Origin of the sequence: Aequorivita sp. H23M31 (genome assembly GCF_004022485.1) — a bacterium.
Taxonomy (GTDB): domain Bacteria; phylum Bacteroidota; class Bacteroidia; order Flavobacteriales; family Flavobacteriaceae; genus Aequorivita; species Aequorivita ciconiae.
Genome location: NZ_CP034951.1, coordinates 3,583,121 through 3,604,346 on the forward strand (window position 1 = coordinate 3,583,121; position 21,226 = coordinate 3,604,346).

The window sequence follows — 21,226 nt, forward strand, 5'->3', positions numbered from 1 at the left end:
TTTTTATACCCTAATGCGACGTAATTTTGCACACCAGGAAAAACACTGAATACAATGCCTAAAAATCCTTCTATAAAATCTGTATTGATTATCGGTTCCGGCCCAATTGTTATAGGACAAGCTTGTGAGTTTGACTATTCGGGATCCCAAGCTCTTCGATCCTTGCGTGAAGACGGAATCGAAACCGTTCTTATAAATAGTAATCCGGCCACTATTATGACAGACCCCTCTATGGCCGATCATATATATTTATTGCCGCTTACTACAAAATCCCTGGTTCAGATTTTAAAAGAACATCCTCAAATCGATGCTGTTCTCCCTACAATGGGCGGACAGACCGCTCTGAATCTTTGTATCGAGGCCGACGAAAAGGGTATTTGGAAAGATTTCGGAGTTCAGCTAATTGGAGTTGATATTAATGCCATAAATATTACAGAGGATCGGGAGGAATTTCGGGAGTTAATGGAAAAGATTGGTGTGAAAATGGCACCCCAGGAAACTGCAAATTCCTATCTTCAAGGGAAGGAAATTGCACAAAAATTCGGCTTTCCACTGGTAATTAGGGCTTCCTATACCCTGGGAGGCGCTGGAGCATCTATTGTTTACAAAGAGGAGGATTTTGATCATTTGCTATCGCACGGCTTGGAAATTTCTCCCATCCACGAAGTGATGATCGATAAAGCAATGATGGGTTGGAAGGAATATGAGCTCGAATTGTTGCGTGATAATAATGATAACGTTGTAATTATATGTACAATCGAAAATATGGATCCAATGGGAATCCATACGGGAGACTCAATTACCGTGGCTCCAGCTATGACATTGAGCGATAGAACCTTCCAAAAAATGCGTGATATGGCTATCCATATGATGCGCAGTATCGGAGATTTTGCCGGTGGTTGTAATGTTCAGTTTGCGGTGAGTCCTGACAATGAGGAGGATATTATTGCTATTGAAATCAACCCTAGGGTTTCCCGGTCTTCTGCTTTAGCATCTAAAGCTACGGGTTATCCTATCGCCAAAATTGCCACTAAATTGGCCATTGGTTATACACTTGACGAGTTGCAGAACCAAATTACCAAATCCACTTCAGCTTTGTTCGAGCCTGCTTTGGATTATGTAATCGTAAAAATTCCGCGTTGGAATTTTGATAAATTTGAAGGATCAGACCGTACGCTCGGACTTCAGATGAAATCTGTGGGTGAGGTTATGGGAATTGGCCGTTCCTTCCAGGAAGCACTTCATAAAGCAACTCAATCCCTAGAGATTAAGCGAAATGGGATAGGAGCGGACGGAAAGAGCTATACAAATTATGAGCAAATTCTCGATAAACTGAAAAATGCCAGTTGGGACCGGGTCTTTGTAATTTACGATGCTATTCAAATTGGTATTCCTCTGAGTAGAATTCACGAAATCACCAAAATTGACATGTGGTTCCTTCGTCAATATGAGGAACTGTTTCTATTAGAAAAGGAAATCTCTAAATATACTCTTGATACACTTCCGAGGGAATTACTTCTGGAGGCAAAACAAAAAGGCTATGGCGATCGGCAGATTGCACATATGTTGAAATGCTTGGAAAGCCAGGTATATAAGAAACGTGAGGAGCTCGGAATTCAACGTGTGTATAAACTAGTTGATACCTGCGCCGCCGAATTTAAGGCTCAAACTCCTTACTATTATTCCACTTTTGAAAACGAGATGCAGGACAAGGATGGGAAGACTTATTCTGAAAATGACAGCGTAGTATCCAATAAAAAGAAAATTGTGGTGCTTGGGTCAGGTCCAAACCGAATTGGTCAAGGTATCGAGTTTGATTATTGTTGTGTTCACGGCGTTCTGGCAGCTTCAGAATGTGGCTACGAAACCATTATGATAAACTGTAATCCCGAAACGGTTTCCACGGATTTCGACGTAGCGGACAAACTTTATTTTGAACCTGTTTTTTGGGAACATATTTACGATATCATCCGTCACGAAAAGCCGGAAGGAGTTATTGTGCAATTAGGAGGTCAGACTGCTTTAAAACTTGCTGAAAAACTCGACAGGTATGGTATAAATATAATTGGGACTACTTATAAATCTTTGGATTTAGCAGAAGACCGCGGCAGTTTTTCCACACTTTTAAAAGAAAACAATATTCCTTACCCAGATTTTGGAGTTGCTGAAACAGTAGATCAAGCACTGGCTCTTGCCGATGAATTGGATTTTCCGTTGCTGATACGTCCTTCCTATGTATTGGGTGGTCAAGGGATGAAAATCGTTATCAATAAGGCAGAATTAGAAGAACACGTTGTGGATCTTCTTCAAAAGATTCCGAATAATAAGCTACTGCTGGACCACTATTTGGACGGTGCCATTGAAGCAGAGGCAGATGCCATTTGCGACGGTGAAAACGTTTATATAATTGGGATAATGGAGCATATTGAACCTTGTGGTATCCACTCTGGGGATTCAAACGCGACACTGCCTCCCTTTAATATTGGTGAGTTTGTATTGCAACAAATAAAGGACCATACAGAAAAGATTGCCAAAGCACTGAATACAGTTGGTTTAATTAATGTACAGTTCGCTATAAAGGATGATATAGTTTATATTATTGAGGCCAATCCACGTGCTTCTAGGACAGTGCCATTTATTTCGAAAGCCTATGGAGAGCCTTATGTAAATTATGCTACCAAGATTATGCTGGGTGAAAACAAGGTGACTGATTTTGAATACAATCCAAAACTTGATGGTTTTGCTATAAAACAGCCTGTTTTCAGTTTTAATAAATTCCCCAATGTAAACAAACAATTGGGTCCTGAGATGAAGAGCACAGGTGAAAGCATTTTGTTTATTGATAATTTAAAAGATGACGCTTTCTACGATCTTTATGCCCGTAGAAGGATGTACTTAAGTAAATGATAAATTCGCTCCATCCCTGTTTTTGTGTTAATTTTTTTCGTAAATTGTAATACTGACCTGAATTGTTCTATTCTATGAGAAAAATTACCCTTATAATTTTCTTTCTTATCGCCAATATTCTTAATTCCCAGAATGTTTATGAAATATTTTGGGAGCAAGGAATAAATTCCAATATGGCAAGTCCCGTGATAGAGATAGGAGATACGGTTAAATGGATATGGTCTGACGCTTCGCAAAAGAGCGTAACAAGTCTTCCCAGTGGAAAAGAAAGTTTCGATAGTGGGATGATAGGAGGACTGAATAAATCTTTTTCCTATACTTTCTCTAAAACCGGAGTTACGGAATACGAGAACGAATCAAATCCAAATATGTCGGGGAAAGTTACTGTTATGAACAAGCTTTCCACAGAAGATAAATTTATTAAAAACTTGAGTTTTTATCCCAATCCAGTTAGAAACTATCTTACTATTTCTTCTCTTTTCAAAATTAATGGGTATCAAATCTACAATGTTCTGGGCTCTATGGTTGCGGAGGGAAGCAGTTCAGGAAGAAAAACTACCATTGATATGACCCAGCTTAATAGCGGTCTATATTTCGTAAAAGTAGTTTCGGGAAATATGCAATCTACTTTGAAAATTGCTAAAAACTAGTAATAGTTTCTCAATAATCTCTATTGAAATGTGAGGAATTTTCCTTTTCAACCGAGGTGACAAAAAACTTAGTTTCGCCCCAAATGGCGAAGGAAGTATACCTTTGAACATATGTTACTTTCACATAACTACCTTGGTATTCCTTTAATTTATCAATAACATCTTTATCCTCATCAAGTACGGAGAAAGAAAATATCTGAGCACCGCTAATTCCTTGACTTATTTCACCTTCCCAAGTTTTTATTAGAACACCTCTGTGACTAAATTGTATAAGTTCTCCGGCCCGCGTACCTTCACTATAGGGCACATAATAGACAAAGGCGAAAAAAACCGCGGTGATTACCAATACCGCCCCGAAAAAAATAATTATGAATTTTTTCATCCTTTAAATTTAGATAAAAAAATGGTGTTTAGACTATAAAAAATTATAACCTGCAATCAAAGAAAATGATTGATACGAAGCAGAAGCATTTACGTAGTTTATAATTTTTTTAGAAAGCATGTATCTGGCTTCAATGCTGTATTTATTTTTAAACTTGAACCCAGCGCCAAATGCAGTTGTAGTCTCAGATTTAAATTCAAAGTTGTAAGTGCTTTCCTTGCTGGAAGAAATTTCAGAATCAAGTGTTGAAACATCCAAAACTACTGCACCATTGAGAAAGATTGCTGAATCTTCATTTAAAAACATATAATATCGAAGCCCAATATGCATTTCAATAGAGTTGTACTTTACTGTAATCAAGGTGGTATCTCTCATGGTAGGGAAGTCCTCATTAATCAATCTTTGTTTTTCACCATTGTAGGTGCGATAAGTGGGTTCAACAAAAAGTCCCCATTTACCGTTGTTGAATGGAAGAATATATTCAACTTCCAATCCAATTCTTAGACTGGTATTTTTATCGAAATCAATTTGTTCTTCTCCTGATCTCTTGACAAAAGCAGATCCAAATGTGAGGCCGGGGCGAAGGGTCAAATTAAATCCATATTGGAAATCATTTTTCTCATAAACGATGGATTGTGTGTTATTGCAGGTATTGTATTCTTCGAATCGCTTTATCAGGCTTGATTTTTTATACTCCAACTTTTCAAAATCTATGTTCTTTAAATTGGAACATACAAAATCGGTGGCAAGTTGTTGTTTGTAACGGTTGTTCTCTCCCATTTTATTGCCTTTCGTTAGATAACGCTTATAAATTAAGGGTTGAATTTCACCGTTGTTTATTTTATAGAAAAATCGATTATCCCCATTTTTTATGGTGTAATAGAGGGAAGCACTACCTTCAACCAATACTTTTAAGAATAGTGTTTCTTCTTTAAGAACGGGATTTCTATCGTGGGTCAAAAAATTAACTTTATTGCTAGTTTGTTCCATTGAAACACTAGCGGCAATATATTTAAAATTGTCACTCGATCCGAATTCAGATATACTTGAAACATTGCCTGTTTTTACTTCGCCATTTTCATCTAGTTTATAGTTAAATGAACTTGGGGATCCTTTCCAATCCTCATTTTTTATAAAACATTGGAGTTTTTTACCATTGGTCTGTATAACATAACCCGGTTCGAATTGGGTCTGGGAAAGGAGATTAAAAGTTGAGAATAAAATAGTAAAGAGGAGGAGATAAAATTTCATGAAATTTGATGCTTTTAAATAATTGAGATTTGCAAAATACCCATTATTTATATACACTCATTCTAATTCCGAATTATTTTCTCCGGTATTTTTTAATAGTTTTTGGTCCAAATTTTTATTTGTGATGGCTCCAAGTTTGCGAAGTCTCTCAACTCTTCTTACCAGATTTCCTTTCCCTTCAAGCTTTATCAAGGCATTATCGAAAGATCCTTGAACAGTGGTTAATTGCCTTTTTATTTTATTTAATTCTTCCACCAAGCCTACAAACGAGTCATATAATCTACCGGCTTCAGTAGCAATTTCTAGGGTATTTCTCTTCTGGTTATCGTTTTCCCATAGATTCTCTACCAAGCGCAATGCTGCCAGCAGAGTAGATGGGGTTACTATCATTACTTTTCTTTTGAAAGCTTCCTGATATAGATTTTTATGATGTGCTACGGCAATTGCAAAAGCGGGTTCAATAGGAACAAACATAAAAATGGTATCTGGACTTTCATTAATAGCGTGGTAATACTTTTTCTCACTTAGGGTGATAATGTGTTTTTTTATTGAATCTATATGCTTTTTTAAATACAACTTTTTTAGGTTTTCATCCTCTTCTGAAACATACCTTTCAAAATCCGTAAGTGAAACCTTGCTGTCGATTATCATCTTTTTTCCATCGGGTAAATGAATGATTACGTCGGTTTGTAACCTTCCTCCATCTGGATTTTCATGGCTGTCTTGAATGGTGTATTCGCGACCTTTTTCTAAGCCGGATTCTTCCAATACACGCGAGAGAATCATTTCACCCCAATTGCCCTGAATTTTGGAATCTCCCTTTAAAGCCTTGGTTAGATTATCCGCTTCCTGGCTTATCTTAATATTCTGTTCATTCAAAAACTGAAGCTGCTTTCCCAGCTCTGCATGCGTTCTTACGAAATCAATATTATTTTTGCCAACCTTCTCTTCAAACTCTTTGATTTTCAGATTCAGTGGTCTTAGAATATTCTCGATATTCTCCTTGTTTGATTCTGTAAATTTTGAGGTTTTATCAACGAGAATTTTATCCGCCAATACTGAAAATTTAGCTTCAAAATCCTTTTCGAAACTTTTAAAACGCTCTTTTTCCTTTTCAAGCTCAGTATACAAGCCTTCATATTCAGCGCTCTGTCTTGAAAGTTGAATATTTAATTTTTCCCTTTGCTCTCGAAGGTCTTCGTTTGTGATTTTCAAAGAGCCAAAACTCTCATTAAGTTTTTCTTCCCGATCTTTCAAATTTTCTAAGCGCTCCTCAAGCTTACTTGTTTCAGATTTGAACTTTAATCTTGCAAAAAAATTTCCTAAAAAGGCACCAAACAATAAACCAATTGCCGTAAGTAGCAAAAAGAGAAATATTTCATTCATTATAAATAATGTTTTAAACGTAAAGATATCTTATTTTCTAATCGTAAAGCGACCTGTGGCAGGATCAAAAGCTATGGTTTCTTCTGGAAAAAGTGAATCGAATTTTCCAGTTTCAATTAGTTTGCAAGGATCATCAAAAAAGGTCTTTTTTTTAGCCATTACAATCATCTTATCGGCTAATTGAATGGCGAGATCGATTTCATGGGTGGAGAATAAAATTGTTTTATGGGTTTCCGTAGCTAAAGTTTTAAGGAGCTTTAAAATATAGGCACGGTGGTACAGGTCTAAATGGGTGGTAGGTTCATCGAGAATTATAAGGGGCGTATCCTGTGCAAGCGCACGTGCAATAGAAACGCGTTGCATTTGACCATCGCTAAGTTCATAGCATTTTCTTTGGGCTAGATCCATTGTTTCAGTCGCTTCCAGTGCCAATTGAACTTTTTTGTTATCTTTTTCTGAGAGTGATCCTATCCAATTTGTATAAGGTTGTCTTCCTAAGGAAATAAGTTCCCTAACGGAAAGATTTTTGGTAGCTGGGGGTTCGGTCAACACTACACTCAACTGTGTTGCTAATTGGAAGGCCGAATAACCTTCTAATGGTTTCCCATTAATAAGAACAGAACCCTTCAATGCTTTTTGCATTCCGGTTAAAGTGCGCAAAAGGGTCGATTTTCCGATTCCGTTTGCTCCTACAAGACCAATTAGTTCCCCTTTATAAAGAGAAAAATTCATCTCCTTGGCGATAATGGAACTGCCTCCTTTTTGGACATAACCAATGTCTAAATTCTGAACTTCAAGGACAATATGTTTTTTTTCTTTGGTCATTAAAAGAACAGTTTTCGTTTTCTAACCAATAACCAAATCACCACAGGAGCACCTATTAAGGAAGTAATGGCATTGATTGGTAAGGTAAAAGCACTAAACGGTAATTGGGCCACGGTATCGCAAATCAACATTAACAAACTGCCGCAAACCAAAACTGCGGGTAGTAGAACAAAGTGGTTTGCTGTTTTAATAATCTGACGTACTAAATGGGGAACTGCCAACCCCACAAAAGCGATGGGTCCAACAAAAGCCGTTATCCCGCCCGCCAAAATACTTGTGGCAAGAATAATAATGAAGGTGGTTCTTTTAATATGAAGCCCCATGCTTCTTGCATAGTTTTCGCCGAGTAATAGAGAGTTTAGAGATTTACTGCTGAATACACTCAACAATAAACCCCCAAAAAAACAAATAGCTAAAATTAAAACTCCTTCCCAAGATTGATTTCCTAAGCTGCCGAATGACCAAAAAATATATTGCTGTAACTGTTCGGCATTGCTAAAATAGGAAAGAACGGATACAACTGCTGTTGTCACACTTCCGAACATCAATCCAATAATCAAAATCGCCATTGTGTCCTTAATCCGGAAGGTTACCGCCAATACAGCAATCAGGACGAGAAAACTTCCCAATCCAGCAGCGATAACCAAACTCCATTGACTTAAGAGAATCGTACCGAAAAATCCGCCAAAGGCGCCTGCACCCAAAATTAGAATAGCCACTCCCAGACTAGCTCCACTACTTAGCCCGAGTACGAAGGGACCAGCCAAGGGATTTCGGAAAAGAGTCTGCATCAACAATCCCGATATGGCCAAACCTCCGCCAGCCAGCATCGCGGTTAATGCCTTAGGCAATCTATAGTCTATTAGAATATATTTCCATGTCTCCTTGCTGGCACCATTCCCTATAAATATTGAAAAAATTTCATTGATGGGAATGGAAACCGAACCAACACTTAGGTTCACCAAAAATGCCGCGACCAACGCTAAAACCAGAATTATAAAATGTAGGCTATATGATTGAGCTGTTTGCATTAATGAAGTTTACTGAAAAAATAAAGGCTGTGTGCAGGAAGCAATTCGGGATGAAGGATTTTTATCATGTCTTTTAGAACGATATCCGGTCTATTTGGAGCGAGTTCGAAATACATTGATCCTCCCGTTGCTCCCTTTTTTAAATTGTAGGAATATACCTCTCCATTCTTAAACGCTTTAAATTGGGTATAAGCTGGGCTTGCTTTTTTTAAATCTTCAAGACTGGTAAATTGCCCGGGGCCGATCCAAACGTCGGCATTATGTCCTTTTTCCAATACGGATTCCAGATTTAGGGACAATCCTCCAGTGCCTTTTGAATCTTTCCAAAGATAGTTTCCATTCGCATCCTCGATAAACTTTGCGCCCCAACTTCCGCCCTGTGGCATATACCAAATGTCCTTAAACATTGCCCCGCTGATAACACTTGGCGTTTCTTTGGCATGCGAGGCGGTTTCTTCTGCCGTTAAATAAGAAGTCTCGATATTTTCAAAAATACTTTGTGCTAGTTTTTCTTTGTTAAATAGCGCACCAAAAAATTTAATCCATTCCGCCTTTCCCAATGGAGATGTTTCCGTCCAATCGGAATTGTACAAAACCGGAATCCCCGCTTTTTGGAGAGTATTGAATGTTGAGTTTTTTCCATCAACAGCAAAACCGATTACCGCATCTGGTGAAAGATCCAAAAGAACTTCAGTATTGAGATCTTCATTTTTTCCCAACTCCATTACTTTTCCTTCTGAAATTCTCGCTCTTGCTTTTTCAGAGGAAATATAATCGAGATTTGGAAAGCCAATGAGCGCATCAATTTCTCTCAAAGCTTCTAATGAGGGAATGTGGGTAGTAGAAGTAACAACCATTCGTTTTACGGGAACCTGGATAACCGCATCATAATTTTCAGCATCCGGAAGTGTGGTCCCCTTCGGAACCAAGGCATATTTAAAAATGTGATCCGACCCTGGCCAGGGATTTTTCAAAGTGATTACTTTGTAATCCTCGAAATTAGATATCTCAAAACCATCGGCATATTTAATTGAATTTTCTCCGTTGGCAACAGTAGCCGAATCGGATTCCTTTCTCCTCTCCTCCTTACAGGAAACGAGCAATAGCAATGTTATCAATAAAAGAAATCTCTTTTGAAATTTTAGCATAAAAAGTAGTTATGGTATGAAATTGCCCAAAATCTGAGATTCTGCAAAGGTATCATAAACCAAACTAAGATAGAATTGCTTTTTTATATGAAGTTTCCCTTTATCGAGGCCGAGATGCAGAATAGTAATTTGAACATAGGATACTCTTTCGCAAATTCACCCACTTTTTTAATCTTAAACCTCGCAGCCCCCTTCGGGCAGGCTCCTCAACCCTCCTTCGGTTATAAAGTTCCGCAACCCTCCTTCGTCCAAGCTCCTCAACTTATAAACTCCCCAACTCATAAACTCCTCATCTCAAAAACAAACTCTCCCGAATAACTTTCCCCATTCCAAATTAACCGACTATCTTTGCCAAGATTTTGGTGAGCAGTTTTTCATAAAATAGAAAATGCTCTTAAAAGGGAAATAGGTGCAAGAAAGTTTCTTAAATCCTATGCTGTTCCCGCAACTGTAAGTCACCCTAAAATTTTGTTTAGGGAGTGCATTCTTCAAGCCACTGTTCCTTTGGAATGGGAAGGTAGCATAAATGACAAGCCAGGAGACCTGCCTAGATCATAACATAAATCTATCAAACTTTCGGGATAAAGGTTGAATTATGAATCGACAGGGATTACATATCATTTTCATCATTTTTTGTTGCCAAACCGTAGCTTTCGCACAGTTGGATTCCGTTCAGAAATTACCTGAGGTATTTTTGACGGATGCCAATCTAGTTCAGTTTTCGAAGGGTTTTAAGCTGGAGAAACTAAAGGATTCCGTAGTTAGGAGAAATATTAATTCGCTTACGGATGTACTTCGGTTTAATTCATCCATATACTTTAAGGAAAACGGACGAGGAATGGTTTCCTCTCCTTCCTTTCGTGGAACAAATGCGGCACAGACGGCGGTAATTTGGAACGGCATTAATATCAATTCTGTATTTACGGGACAGACCGATTTTAATATTATTTCGCCTTTTGATTACGACGAGATCACAGTACGGAGCGGTGGCGGTGGCGTACAATATGGAAGTGGAGCTGTTGGGGGAAGCGTTCATTTAAACAATAACTTTTCATTTGATGCGGATGACCTTACGGAAGTGGAGTTGGGCTATGGAAGTTTTTCCACGTTAAGCGGCAATGCTGCCGTAACAAGAATCTGGGGAAAGAATTACTCTAACGTGGCCGTTGACATTATAAGTTCGGAAAACGATTATGATTATGTGGGGAAAAACAAGAAAAACTCTCACGGAGAATTCCTGAGATTTACAGCCAAAGTTAATGAAGCTCGAAAATTGGCACGTGGCGTCGCATCTTGGAATTCGGAATATTCCTATAACGATAGGAATTTCTCTGGGAGCTTGAATACCATTGGTCGTGATGGTTATAAGGATATAAATACAAGAAATCTTTTGCAGCTACGGCAGAAATATGGCAGGTTTACTACCATTGCCAAGGTGGCCCATCTTTTTGAGCAATTTCAATATTATCCAGATTCAGAGAAGCCGAATTTTTCCCAGGGACGTGCTAGTACCACGATTGGTGGCTTAGAAACTGAAATTTTGTTTAGCAAAAAAATGGAGTTGAATACAAAGTTGGAATATACTTTTATTGATGCCGAAGGAGATAATATTGGGAAAAGGGATAGAAGGAATTTCTCTGCGGTAATATTGTGGAATCATAAAGTTTCGCGAAAACTTAGTTATGGAATAAACCTCCGCCAGGAATTTTCAAACGATTACGATAATCCACTTCTTTTTTCTGCAGATGCGATATGGATGCTTTCAAAATATTATTCCATAAGGGTTAACGGATCGAAAAATTATAGAGTGCCAACTTTCAATGACCTGTATTGGTATGCAGGTGGGAATTACGAACTAAAACCTGAAACTTCCTATCAAGTGGAAGTGGGACAAGAATTCCATTTTGGAAAATTGGATATCGATTTGTCAGCTTATTATATTGCCTCAGAAAATCTAATAAAATGGGTGCCGGGAAGTGGATCTCTATGGACACCTTCAAATATATCACGAACTGAAAATTTGGGGTTGGAGGCAAAAGTCAACTATAGTATTCGAATTACTGATAATCAAAAACTGAACTTCAGTGCTCTTTATTCCTATACCAAGGCGGAAGATTTGGAGAAAAATAAACAACTTATCTACGTCCCATTTCGAAAAGGGAATTTATCTGTTGATTATAATTTCAGCCAACTTAAAGCCTATCTACAAGGAATCTATACAGGAAAGGCCTTTACAACAACTGACAATAGTGAGTTAGTGGAGGATAATGCTATTTTAAATTGTGGAGTTGAATGCGTTTTATCATCAGCACCTAATATTTCTCTGGGGGGAAGGATTAAAAATATTTTCAATACTTATTATGAAAATGTCGCTTATAGGCCTATGCCATCGAGAAGCTTTGAAATCTATTTAAACTTTAATATATAAATTAAGACAACTATGAAAAACTATTTATTGCCCATTGCCTTTTTGGCTTCTTTCATTATTTCGTGTAGTAGCGATGATGACAACAAACCAGCGCCAGTTCCCGCCGATTATGAGAAGGGTATATTAATTACCAATGAAGGTCCTTTTAACAATGGAAGTGGCACAATAACTTATGTTTCGGATGATTTTGCAACTGTTGAACAAAAAATTTATCGAAGGGTAAATGGTTCAGATCTTGGGAATATCGTGCAGTCATTAGGCTTTGCGTCTGACGATGCCTATATAGTAGTGAGCAATTCACAAAAGATAATGATTGCGAATCGTTATACTTTTGAAAAGAAGGATTCTATTGTAACTGGCCTGCAAAATCCACGTTATTTTGCGGCCAATGGGTTGACCAAGGGATACATTACAGATTGGGGAGATCCAAACGACAATACAGATGATTATGTAGCAGTAGTCGATTTAAGAACTAACACCATTAGTTCTTCTATTCCAGTTTCTTTTGGACCTGAAAAAATATTAAGTCATGATGGTAAAATTTTCGTGGCGCACCAAGGTGCTTATGGCCATAACAATGTTGTTTCGGTAATTTCGGGTGCTTCGGTCAGCAACACAATAACCGTGGGAGATGCTCCCAATTCTATGGTAGTTATTGGGAATTTCTTATATGTTATGGGAGGAGGAAAACCAGACTATTCCGGAAATGAAACTGCAGGTTCCATCACAAAAGTAGATATATCTACCAATCAGGTTGTGGAAACATTTAATTTAGGAACGACTGATCATCCTACAAATTTGACAGTGGATGGAGAAAACCTATTTTATAACCTTAATGGGAAAGTTTATAAAGTAAATTCCAATGCCATCAACTTGCCTGGAAGCCCCATTATAGATGGTTTCTTTTATGCAATGGAGGCCAGAAATGGATTGCTATATGCTACCGATGCAGGGGATTTTGCAAGTCGTGGAAAACTTTTAGTTTTTGATTTATCCAATAACCAGCAAATTCAAGATTTCCAGGCAGGGATTGTTCCTGGAGGAATATATTTCAACAATTGAAAATTCTTACCGTTCGTTTATTTTAGCCAGTGTTAATTACGATGAAACCGCCTCAATTTTGGCGGTTTCATTTTTTTTTTTGAACGATGGTGGTTTCGATGTTAGAACGAGGATTCCTCACTCTCCATCCACAACCATCAAGCCGTTAAGAATTGAATATTGTTCACTTCCCGAAATTTCCCTAGGCTGATAAAAATCCTTAGGTTGCTCTCTGGGCAAACCAAGAATATCATTTAAGGCGGCAGCCAATAAAGGCTCCTCAGGATTTCCTAATTTTCCGAGATTAAAATAATTTTCCTTTAATTCAATATTGGGGAAAAGACCATTGGTATAATCTGTTTTCCCCGCTTTATTTGCTGTCTTAAAAACCAAGGGCAACATCACATATTTATGTTTAACCGAAGCTTGTTGTTTGCTGAAATTTGGGGCGGGCGCATCATAGAGTAAAAATGAGGCCTGGAACTTTCCAGTAGTTGTATCCCCAACCTGCTTTACGTTGATATAGGGTTTTAGTCCGTTAATGACCAATTCGCTGGCAGAAGCTGTACCAGAAGTTGTTAGAATGTAGACCTTGGATAAGTTTAGACTGTTGATCGCCGCCCCATTACTGATCGTATTATCAAATAAGCCGTTTCTTGCACGCTCTTGTTGACGGTCTGCGTTCCATATTTCTTTGTAAAAAATCTCACCATTGAATTGTCCTGTAATCATACTGGCCAAATCAGTCGCTGTTTCAACGGAGCCACCACCATTATATCTAAGATCAAGAACGAAATCGGTTATTCCTTCAGATTTTAATCTTCCAACAGCGTCGTTCAACTGCGAATCGTAATTTCTGGTGAAGGCATTGTACATTAAATATCCTATTTTCCTTCCTGCAATGTTTAAGGTCTTGGATAAATAAACCGGATTTTCTTCGTATTGAATCTTATTCAGCTGAACAGAATTTCCTGTTGGCTGAAATGTGTCGCCGTTATAAGTAGCCAATCCAATAGAATAATTGTTTTGCGAAAGCAAATCGCTATAATTGGTTTCATTTAGTTGAACTCCATTTACTGTGGTAAAAAGATCCCCCCTTTTTAAACCTCGGGTTTGTGCGTCGGTATTTGGCAATACGTAGCGTACATAGCCGAAAACATTCCCGCTGTTGTCGGGATAATACACTAGGCCATATTCCATTCCATTGCTCATAGAAACACCCGCAAGTGCGTCTTCTATTACATTATAATCGGGAAATAAACGGCTGAACCGATCCTGACGGACTTTCAATTTTTCAAATAATTCCTCAGGCGTAGCAAAACGTCTCAGGTATTTTTCTTTTTCCTCTTCATTTGCAAAGGCGTCATCTGCAAGTTTGGGGCTATTTGCTTTGTACAAATAATAATAATTCAGACCGCGGTAGATGAAGTTTTGTATTTCTAAGGTAGAGGCTGGCTTGATATTGTCATCCATATCCTCGAAACAGGAAATCATCAAGACAGAAACAAGTAGCAGTGTGCCTATTATTTTTATTTTCATATTATATTTATTTTTAAAGAATCCAAAGGTGGATTCAATTTCTACTTCTATAGTTTCTTAGAATTGTAATTCTTCATCTATTCTAGATTTGTAAAGGTAAAAATAGGACTTTTGATTCAAAGCAATAGGAAAGGACAAAATGATTTTTTAGGAAGAAACGTATCGATTCCATTTAAATTTATAGATAGTTGGAAAAAGCAGAATCATTATATTATCTGGATGTAACAAATATAGCAGTGATTCGTCATGGTATTATAGAGCAAGTACAGCGTTAAGATGGACAAGCAGGAATTTATCGAGACATTTATCCCCTTAAAAGATAGGTTATACCGCTTGTCCAAAAGAATCTTAATTTCCAATGATGAGGCCGAAGATGCGGTTCAGGAAGTTCTTTTAAAATTGTGGAAAGGAAAGGAAAACATAGGAAACTATAAAAGTCCGGAAGCTTTTGCTATAACCGTAACAAAGAATTACTGTTTGGACCGACTTAAATCGAAACAAGCCTCTAACTTGAAAATCGTCCATTCCAATTATCCTACGAGCCAGAATCTCGAAAGAGAGGTTGAGGCCAATGAAGAGGTTGGATTGGTATTCAAGATTATGGATTCTTTGCCCGAGCAGCAGAGGATAGTACTTCAGTTACGCGATGTGGAACAGTTGGAGTTTTCGGAGATAGCACATATTCTTGATAGTAATGAAACAGCGGTAAGGGTAACTCTCTCAAGGGCTCGAAAGACCGTAAGGGAAGCAATGATAAAAAAATACAATTATGGAATCACACAATATTGAAAATTTATTAACCGCCTATTTTGAAGGTGCGTCAAGTCTTGAAGAAGAGGCCATACTGTTGGACTATTTCAACAATCAGAAAGTTGCAACGCACTTACTTCAATATAAACCAATTTTTGTGGGACTTTCTGCTGCCCAAAAGGAAACGTCCAAAAGGTCTTTTGAGTTGCAAATAAGTACAAACACCCCGAAAATTAAAACTTGGTGGTATACCGTGGCAGCAATGATTGTAGTTGCATTCGGAATTGGGGCTTTTTATTTTTCACAACCGCAATTAAGTCAAGAGGAAAGGGAGGCATTAGTAGCTTTTGAGAATAGTAAAAAAGCAATGCTACTTCTCTCTGAAAACTTGAACAAAGGTACGCAGCAGCTTTTATATGTGAATCAGTTTGAACTTGCTAAGGATAAGTTTTGGAAAAGTGAATCCGAATAAATTATAAACCCAATTGAATAGCTCAAAATATTAAATTAAGAAAATCAATAACAAACCCTAAAAAATATAAAATGAAAAAAATTGCAATTATAATGGCACTTGCCATCGCCCCATTGGTTTCTTGGGCACAAAATACCTTTGATTCCTTTGAAAATGAAAAGGATGTATCTTCCGTAGTGGTTACTAAGAATATGTTCAAGCTTTTGAGCAAAATGGATCTTAACTCAAAGGATCCTGAGGCCCAAGCATATTTGAATATGGTAGACAATTTGGATAACATCAAGATTTTCACAACCGAAAATCCAGCCGTCGGTAAAAAAATGGATGCTGCCGTTGCCAAATATATTTCCTCTTCCAAGGATTTAGGTGAATTGATGCGAATAAAAGACGATGGGCAGAACATTCAGTTTTATAGCAAGGAAGGTAAAAACGAGAACTTCGTGAGTGAACTGTTAATGCATCTTAGCGGAATGGTTGATGGAAAACCTACAACCATTATTATGAGCATTACCGGCAACATCGATCTTAAACAAATTTCGAAATTGACGGAGGAATTAAAAGTTCCGGGAAGCGAGCAATTGAAGAATATCGACAAAAAGAAAAGTAAATAATTATGGCACTCCTACGGAATTTAATGGTCATCACATTGACCGCATTAACTTTGATTTCTTGTAGTGATAAGTCCCTCCAGAAATATTTGGTGGCAAAACAAGATGATCCAAAGTTTGTTAAGGTTGATCTTCCTACCAGTTTACTTGAAGGGAAAAACAGCAGTTTTGGTCAGGAGGAAAAAGATATCCTCAAGACTATCAAAAAGATAAACGTAGTGGCATATCCTATAAAAGCGGGCGATACCACCGAATATTTGTCTGAAAGAAACGAACTTGAATCCATTTTAAGACAAGATCGGTTTAAAGAACTCACACGAATAAAAAGTAAAAATTGGAATGCCACTCTAAAATATACTGGTGAGGAAGATGCAATTGATGAGGTTATTGTATATGCAAATGATAGTGAAAGAGGATTCGCGATATTCCGATTGCTCGGCAAAAACATGCGGCCAGACCAAATGCTTCACCTAATGAAATCTGTGGAAGATGGGGATTTGGATTTATCCAAATTGAGTGGTTTGAGCGATGTGTTTACGGGTGTATTTAAAGATTCTATCTGATTAAACTATGTTTCACTATCTGATTAAACTAGGTTTCAGGCTTCGGGTTTAATCGGGATGGAAATTATAGCAAGAATACACGAATGGCTATAAAAAAAATTATGTATTTGAAGTCGTTTTTTTTCCAAGAAAGGGCAGTTTTGAACTGCATAGCTACTACAAAGGTTTAACCACGAATTCACGAATAGTATTGGAAAACATTCGTGAATTCTTGTCTAATTATTTTAGATAGCTCGTTGAAAAGCTTTAAGAGTTTAAGAATTTTCCAAGAATTCTTGAGTAAACTTATACAAACATTCGTGAATTCGCGGTCAGTTTTTTAAGAACCCTCAAATGGTTTTAAATACCAGTATAATTAGCCGGAGTAATATTGCGCATTTCTTGTTTTACACTCTCGGGAACTTCTAGGGTTTCAATGAAATTTGCCATGGAAGTTTGGTTTATTTTTTCATTGGTGCGCGTTAATCCCTTTAGCGCTTCATATGGATTGGGATAGCCCTCACGACGTAAAATTGTCTGAATCGCTTCGGCGACGACTGCCCAGTTATTTTCAAGGTCTTGGGCGAATTTCGGCTCATTCAACAATAGTTTTCCAAGACCTTTTAAAGTTGAATGGAATGCGATTATTGTATGGCCAATTGGCACGCCAATGTTTCTTAAAACCGTGCTATCTGTAAGATCACGTTGTAATCTGCTGATTGGCAATTTGGCTGCTAAGTGCTCGAAAATAGCATTGGCGATTCCCAAGTTTCCCTCACTGTTTTCAAAATCTATTGGATTCACTTTATGTGGCATTGCACTGGATCCTACTTCTCCTGCTTTTATTTCCTGTTTGAAATAGTCCATTGATACATAGGTCCAAATATCCCTATCCAAATCTATTATGATAGTATTGATTCTTTTTAAGGCGTCAAAAAGAGCTGCCATATGGTCGTAATGCTCAATTTGTGTGGTAGGAAACGAATGGTTTAATCCTAAGGTCCCTTCAACAAAACGTTTTCCAAAGGCGCGCCAATCTATATTAGGATAAGCAACTTTATGGGCATTGAAATTACCCGTTGCACCTCCAAATTTGGCCGCACTTTTTATATCGTTCATTAAATCGAACTGTTCCTCAATACGAACTACAAACACATTGATTTCTTTCCCTAAACGAGTTGGTGAGGCAGGCTGGCCATGGGTTCGCGCAAGCATGGGAACATTTTCCCAACTTTCAGACAATTCCTTTAGTTTGTTTTTGAGGTTCGTAAGAAGCGGTACATATACATTGTTGATCGCATCTTTTAAAGAAAGAGGAACTGCGGTATTGTTAATATCCTGGGAGGTCAATCCGAAATGGATAAACTCCTTATATTTTTGGATTTCTAAATCCGCAAATTTATCCTTTATAAAATATTCAACCGCCTTTACATCGTGGTTAGTGATTTTTTCGGTTTCCTTGATTTGGATGGCATCCTGAACGGAAAATTCCAAATAAAGTTTTCGTAAATCTGGAAAAAGATCTCTATTAAAATCTTGTAATTGGGGCAACTCCAATTCAACAAGAGCAATAAAATATTCAATTTCAACCTGTACTCTATATCTTATGAGCGCTTCTTCTGAAAAATAGGGGATAAGGCTTGAGGTCCGGGAAGCGTATCTGCCGTCAATCGGTGATATTGCTTGCAAAGCGTTAGTATACATAGGTTCAAATTTTAAAGGCGCAAAGATACGGAACTCAATTCATTTTATTCTGTGATGAATAATCAATTAAAGACAGCTATCCGGAAAATGCAGTTTAAAACCGCTGTATTCAATAAAAAGTATCAAAGAGAAAATCCCTCTGTCAAAAATTGAAAGAGGGATTTTTTTCCTTACTATGTTCTGAAAGAACATGTTTCCCGTCAATGATTTGGGCTTAGTCGTAATACCTTTTTTGTTTTTCGCGTTTTCCAAAGAAAAAAGCAATGATAGTGCTTAGTAAAAAAACAAAAAAGAAGATTCGCATTGAATATATACTCCCAAATCCAAGTCCTACGTAACCAAGAATCCCTGTTACGATCGTGAGAAAACCAAAAAAGGCAGAAAGATACATTTTTATAGAGTTTAATAAAAAGATGAATTATGTTTAAATTCACTCTTAAAGATAAGAATTTAATTAACATAAATTAACCTTTCATAAAGTTTTTATTAACTCCTGGTTTTTTCTTTGATTTGGGTGTTTTTGAGAATTTTAAAGTGAATTTTTAATAATCTCTTCAACTACATCGGGATCCAAGAGGGTAGAGGTATCCCCCAAATTGGAAGTGTCTTTTTCCGCGATTTTCCGAAGGATGCGTCGCATTATCTTTCCACTTCTGGTTTTCGGTAATCCGCGGGTGAATTGGATCTTATCAAGTTTTGCTATCGGTCCAATGTGTTCGGAAATAATCTGGTTTATCTCCTTACGTAAATTGTCTTGTACCCGGCTTTCTCCTGTTTCTTTGAGGATAACGAATCCATATAACGCGTTTCCTTTTACATCGTGGGGAAATCCTACGATGGCGCTTTCAGCGACTGCAGGGTGTTCGTTAATCGCATCTTCAATTGGAGCTGTGCCCAGATTGTGACCAGAAACAATAATTACGTCATCCACACGGCCGGTAATTCGATAATAACCTGTGCTATCGCGTAAGGCTCCATCACCAGAGAAATAATAATTTTCAAAAGTGGAAAAATAGGTTTCCTTATAACGTTCATGGTTTCCCCAAATGGTCCGTGCCATTCCCGGCCACGGAAATTTTATACAAAGCCGACCGTTTACTTGGTTTCCTTTCAGCTCCCTTCCTTCATCATCCATCAATGCCGGTTGAACTCCGGGTAGCGGAAGCGTGGCATAGGTAGGAATGGTGGGAGTGGAATATGGAATTGGAGAGATTAGGATACCTCCCGTCTCGGTTTGCCACCAAGTATCCACAATGGGACATTGTTTTTTCCCAATATTATCGTTATACCAGTGCCAGGCTTCTTCGTTTATTGGTTCACCCACACTACCCAGAATTTTTAAGGAAGAAAGATCATGTCCTTCTGAAAACTCCAAGCTCTCCTTCGCCAATGCACGAATGGCAGTGGGTGCGGTATAAAATTGGGTTACTTTGTGTTTTTCAATCACCTCCCAAAATCTACCGAAATCCGGGTAAGACGGAATTCCCTCAAAAAGTATCGTAGTCGCCCCATTTAACAGAGGACCGTATACAATATAACTATGGCCAGTAACCCAACCAATATCGGCAGTACACCAGAATATATCATTTTCTCGATATTGAAAAACATTTTTAAACGTGTGGGCTATAAAAACCATATATCCTGCAGTAGTATGCACCATTCCTTTTGGTTTCCCCGTTGAGCCGGAAGTATATAGAATAAATAGTGGATCCTCGGCATCCATTATTTCCGGTTCGCAGTTATTGCTCGCTTGGTCCAAAAGTGGCTGCAACCATTTGTCGCGGTTTTCTATCATTGCTATTTCAGTGTTGGTGCGTTTGGCTACCAAAACCGTTTTTACTCCGGGACAGGATAAAACAGCTTCATCTACTATTCCCTTTAAGTCTATTGTTTTGTTACCCCGATATGAACCGTCACTTGTAACCACTATTTTGCAATCTGAATCATTAATTCGAGATGAAAGTGCCTGGGAGGAAAAGCCAGCAAAAACGACAGAATGAATGGCTCCAATACGAGCACAGGCCAATAAGGCTACCGGAAGCTCGGGAATCATTGGTAAATAAATACACACGCGATCTCCCTTCGTTACACCTTGGTTCAAAAGCACATTTGCAAACCTACAGACCCTATCGTGTAATTCTTGATAACTAATATGTTGGGCCATTTCTGAAGGGTCGTTGGGTTCAAAAATAATGGCAGTTTTATCACCGTGGGCATAAAGATGGCGGTCGATGCAATTTTCGGTAATATTCAATTTTGCATCTTTATACCATGAGATTTCCGGTTTTTTAAAATCGTACTCGAGAACTTTCTCCCAGCGTTTCCTCCAGATAAAATTCTCTTCGGCTATTTCTTCCCAAAAACTTTCTGGGTCACGAACGGACTTTCTATATACTTGGAAATATTCTTCTAAATTTTTAATGTGGTAGTTGCTCATGGTTCTATTATGTTAAATCTGATACTAAAAAATGACCCATATCTTAAATGGTTTTTTAGTTGGTTTTTGGAAATATGTTCAAAATAAATAAGTTTTAGTGAACCTATTTACACAAATATACAGTC

17 protein-coding genes and 1 riboswitch are annotated in these 21,226 nt (G+C 37.8%); of the genes, 8 read left to right on the forward strand and 9 right to left on the reverse strand.

The genetic code is table 11. The annotated features are described in order from the left end of the window. Positions 1–54: 54 nt before the first annotated feature. Together carB and EI546_RS15640 are read left to right on the forward strand one after the other, a co-directional pair. Positions 55–2,907 carry a carbamoyl-phosphate synthase large subunit gene (gene carB / locus EI546_RS15635; RefSeq protein WP_128251419.1) on the forward strand — a complete coding sequence of 951 codons (2,853 nt, stop codon included), beginning with the start codon at positions 55–57 and terminating at the stop codon, positions 2,905–2,907. A gap of 74 nt (positions 2,908–2,981) precedes the next feature. After that, entirely contained in the window at positions 2,982–3,557 is a 576-nt protein-coding gene (locus tag EI546_RS15640) for a T9SS type A sorting domain-containing protein (protein WP_128251420.1), read from the forward strand. Positions 3,558–3,567: 10 nt separating this feature from the next. Here the strand turns inward: EI546_RS15640 and EI546_RS15645 are convergent, their stop codons facing one another. From EI546_RS15645 to EI546_RS15670, 6 genes are read right to left on the reverse strand one after another with little or no spacing between them, the layout of a single operon-like run. Next, a complete protein-coding gene (locus tag EI546_RS15645; RefSeq protein ID WP_128251421.1) occupies positions 3,568–3,939 on the reverse strand; it encodes a 6-phosphogluconate dehydrogenase in 372 nt (123 codons plus the stop codon). A 33-nt stretch (positions 3,940–3,972) separates the two neighbouring features. Continuing rightward, positions 3,973–5,190 (reverse strand): hypothetical protein, encoded by a 1,218-nt coding sequence (locus EI546_RS15650; protein WP_128251422.1) that lies wholly within the window; start codon positions 5,188–5,190, stop codon positions 3,973–3,975. A gap of 57 nt (positions 5,191–5,247) precedes the next feature. Continuing rightward, positions 5,248–6,576, reverse strand: a complete 1,329-nt coding sequence (gene rmuC / locus EI546_RS15655) for a DNA recombination protein RmuC (RefSeq protein WP_128251423.1) — start codon at positions 6,574–6,576, stop codon at positions 5,248–5,250. 30 nt (positions 6,577–6,606) lie between these two features. After that, complete coding sequence (locus tag EI546_RS15660) at positions 6,607–7,401, reverse strand: ABC transporter ATP-binding protein (RefSeq protein WP_128251424.1); 795 nt, start codon at positions 7,399–7,401, stop codon at positions 6,607–6,609. Continuing rightward, entirely contained in the window at positions 7,401–8,432 is a 1,032-nt protein-coding gene (locus EI546_RS15665) for an iron ABC transporter permease (protein WP_128251425.1), read from the reverse strand. The genes EI546_RS15660 and EI546_RS15665 overlap by 1 nt, the downstream gene beginning before the upstream one ends. Beyond that, on the reverse strand, positions 8,432–9,580 hold the full coding sequence (locus EI546_RS15670; RefSeq protein ID WP_128251426.1) for an ABC transporter substrate-binding protein: 1,149 nt from the start codon (positions 9,578–9,580) through the stop codon (positions 8,432–8,434). Before EI546_RS15670 ends, EI546_RS15665 begins: the two co-directional genes overlap by 1 nt. Positions 9,581–9,923: 343 nt before the next feature. Continuing rightward, positions 9,924–10,145: riboswitch (cobalamin riboswitch) on the forward strand. 30 nt (positions 10,146–10,175) lie between these two features. On the opposite strand from EI546_RS15670, the gene EI546_RS15675 reads away from it, so the two are divergent. After that, entirely contained in the window at positions 10,176–12,008 is a 1,833-nt protein-coding gene (locus EI546_RS15675) for a TonB-dependent receptor (protein ID WP_128251427.1), read from the forward strand. Between the two features lie 12 nt (positions 12,009–12,020). Next, positions 12,021–13,070 carry a YncE family protein gene (locus EI546_RS15680; protein WP_128251428.1) on the forward strand — a complete coding sequence of 350 codons (1,050 nt, stop codon included), beginning with the start codon at positions 12,021–12,023 and terminating at the stop codon, positions 13,068–13,070. A 117-nt stretch (positions 13,071–13,187) separates the two neighbouring features. Here the strand turns inward: EI546_RS15680 and EI546_RS15685 are convergent, their stop codons facing one another. Continuing rightward, positions 13,188–14,588: a S41 family peptidase gene (locus EI546_RS15685; protein ID WP_128251429.1), complete on the reverse strand. Its 1,401-nt coding sequence runs from the start codon at positions 14,586–14,588 to the stop codon at positions 13,188–13,190. Positions 14,589–14,864: 276 nt separating this feature from the next. Here EI546_RS15685 and EI546_RS15690 point away from each other — a divergent pair, with 276 nt between their 5' ends. The 4 genes from EI546_RS15690 (at position 14,865) to EI546_RS15705 (ending at position 16,981) form a co-directional block, all read left to right on the forward strand. Next, on the forward strand, positions 14,865–15,377 hold the full coding sequence (locus tag EI546_RS15690) for an RNA polymerase sigma factor (RefSeq protein ID WP_128251430.1): 513 nt from the start codon (positions 14,865–14,867) through the stop codon (positions 15,375–15,377). After that, positions 15,358–15,810 carry a hypothetical protein gene (locus tag EI546_RS15695; RefSeq protein WP_128251431.1) on the forward strand — a complete coding sequence of 151 codons (453 nt, stop codon included), beginning with the start codon at positions 15,358–15,360 and terminating at the stop codon, positions 15,808–15,810. Before EI546_RS15690 ends, EI546_RS15695 begins: the two co-directional genes overlap by 20 nt. A gap of 71 nt (positions 15,811–15,881) precedes the next feature. Beyond that, entirely contained in the window at positions 15,882–16,421 is a 540-nt protein-coding gene (locus tag EI546_RS15700) for a DUF4252 domain-containing protein (RefSeq protein ID WP_128251432.1), read from the forward strand. A 2-nt stretch (positions 16,422–16,423) separates the two neighbouring features. Beyond that, positions 16,424–16,981 (forward strand): DUF4252 domain-containing protein, encoded by a 558-nt coding sequence (locus EI546_RS15705; protein WP_128251433.1) that lies wholly within the window; start codon positions 16,424–16,426, stop codon positions 16,979–16,981. A gap of 339 nt (positions 16,982–17,320) precedes the next feature. Here EI546_RS15705 and purB read toward each other — a convergent pair whose 3' ends face one another. Continuing rightward, positions 17,321–18,664, reverse strand: coding sequence for an adenylosuccinate lyase (gene purB / locus EI546_RS15710; RefSeq protein WP_128251434.1), 1,344 nt, complete (start codon positions 18,662–18,664; stop codon positions 17,321–17,323). A gap of 529 nt (positions 18,665–19,193) precedes the next feature. Further along, entirely contained in the window at positions 19,194–21,101 is a 1,908-nt protein-coding gene (gene acs, locus EI546_RS15715; protein WP_128251435.1) for an acetate--CoA ligase, read from the reverse strand. Positions 21,102–21,226: the final 125 nt, after the last annotated feature.

What these genes read in the sequence shown, in the direction of transcription:
- rmuC (WP_128251423.1), bottom strand. Translation starts at nt 6,576, where the DNA reads ATGAATGAAATATTTCTCTTTTTGCTACTTACGGCAATTGGTTTATTG.
- EI546_RS15705 (WP_128251433.1), top strand. Translation starts at nt 16,424, where the DNA reads ATGGCACTCCTACGGAATTTAATGGTCATCACATTGACCGCATTAACT.
- EI546_RS15680 (WP_128251428.1), top strand. Translation starts at nt 12,021, where the DNA reads ATGAAAAACTATTTATTGCCCATTGCCTTTTTGGCTTCTTTCATTATT.
- EI546_RS15700 (WP_128251432.1), top strand. Translation starts at nt 15,882, where the DNA reads ATGAAAAAAATTGCAATTATAATGGCACTTGCCATCGCCCCATTGGTT.
- EI546_RS15645 (WP_128251421.1), bottom strand. Translation starts at nt 3,939, where the DNA reads ATGAAAAAATTCATAATTATTTTTTTCGGGGCGGTATTGGTAATCACC.
- carB (WP_128251419.1), top strand. Translation starts at nt 55, where the DNA reads ATGCCTAAAAATCCTTCTATAAAATCTGTATTGATTATCGGTTCCGGC.
- EI546_RS15685 (WP_128251429.1), bottom strand. Translation starts at nt 14,588, where the DNA reads ATGAAAATAAAAATAATAGGCACACTGCTACTTGTTTCTGTCTTGATG.
- EI546_RS15690 (WP_128251430.1), top strand. Translation starts at nt 14,865, where the DNA reads ATGGACAAGCAGGAATTTATCGAGACATTTATCCCCTTAAAAGATAGG.
- EI546_RS15695 (WP_128251431.1), top strand. Translation starts at nt 15,358, where the DNA reads ATGGAATCACACAATATTGAAAATTTATTAACCGCCTATTTTGAAGGT.
- EI546_RS15675 (WP_128251427.1), top strand. Translation starts at nt 10,176, where the DNA reads ATGAATCGACAGGGATTACATATCATTTTCATCATTTTTTGTTGCCAA.
- EI546_RS15665 (WP_128251425.1), bottom strand. Translation starts at nt 8,432, where the DNA reads ATGCAAACAGCTCAATCATATAGCCTACATTTTATAATTCTGGTTTTA.
- purB (WP_128251434.1), bottom strand. Translation starts at nt 18,664, where the DNA reads ATGTATACTAACGCTTTGCAAGCAATATCACCGATTGACGGCAGATAC.
- EI546_RS15650 (WP_128251422.1), bottom strand. Translation starts at nt 5,190, where the DNA reads ATGAAATTTTATCTCCTCCTCTTTACTATTTTATTCTCAACTTTTAAT.
- acs (WP_128251435.1), bottom strand. Translation starts at nt 21,101, where the DNA reads ATGAGCAACTACCACATTAAAAATTTAGAAGAATATTTCCAAGTATAT.
- EI546_RS15670 (WP_128251426.1), bottom strand. Translation starts at nt 9,580, where the DNA reads ATGCTAAAATTTCAAAAGAGATTTCTTTTATTGATAACATTGCTATTG.
- EI546_RS15640 (WP_128251420.1), top strand. Translation starts at nt 2,982, where the DNA reads ATGAGAAAAATTACCCTTATAATTTTCTTTCTTATCGCCAATATTCTT.
- EI546_RS15660 (WP_128251424.1), bottom strand. Translation starts at nt 7,401, where the DNA reads ATGACCAAAGAAAAAAAACATATTGTCCTTGAAGTTCAGAATTTAGAC.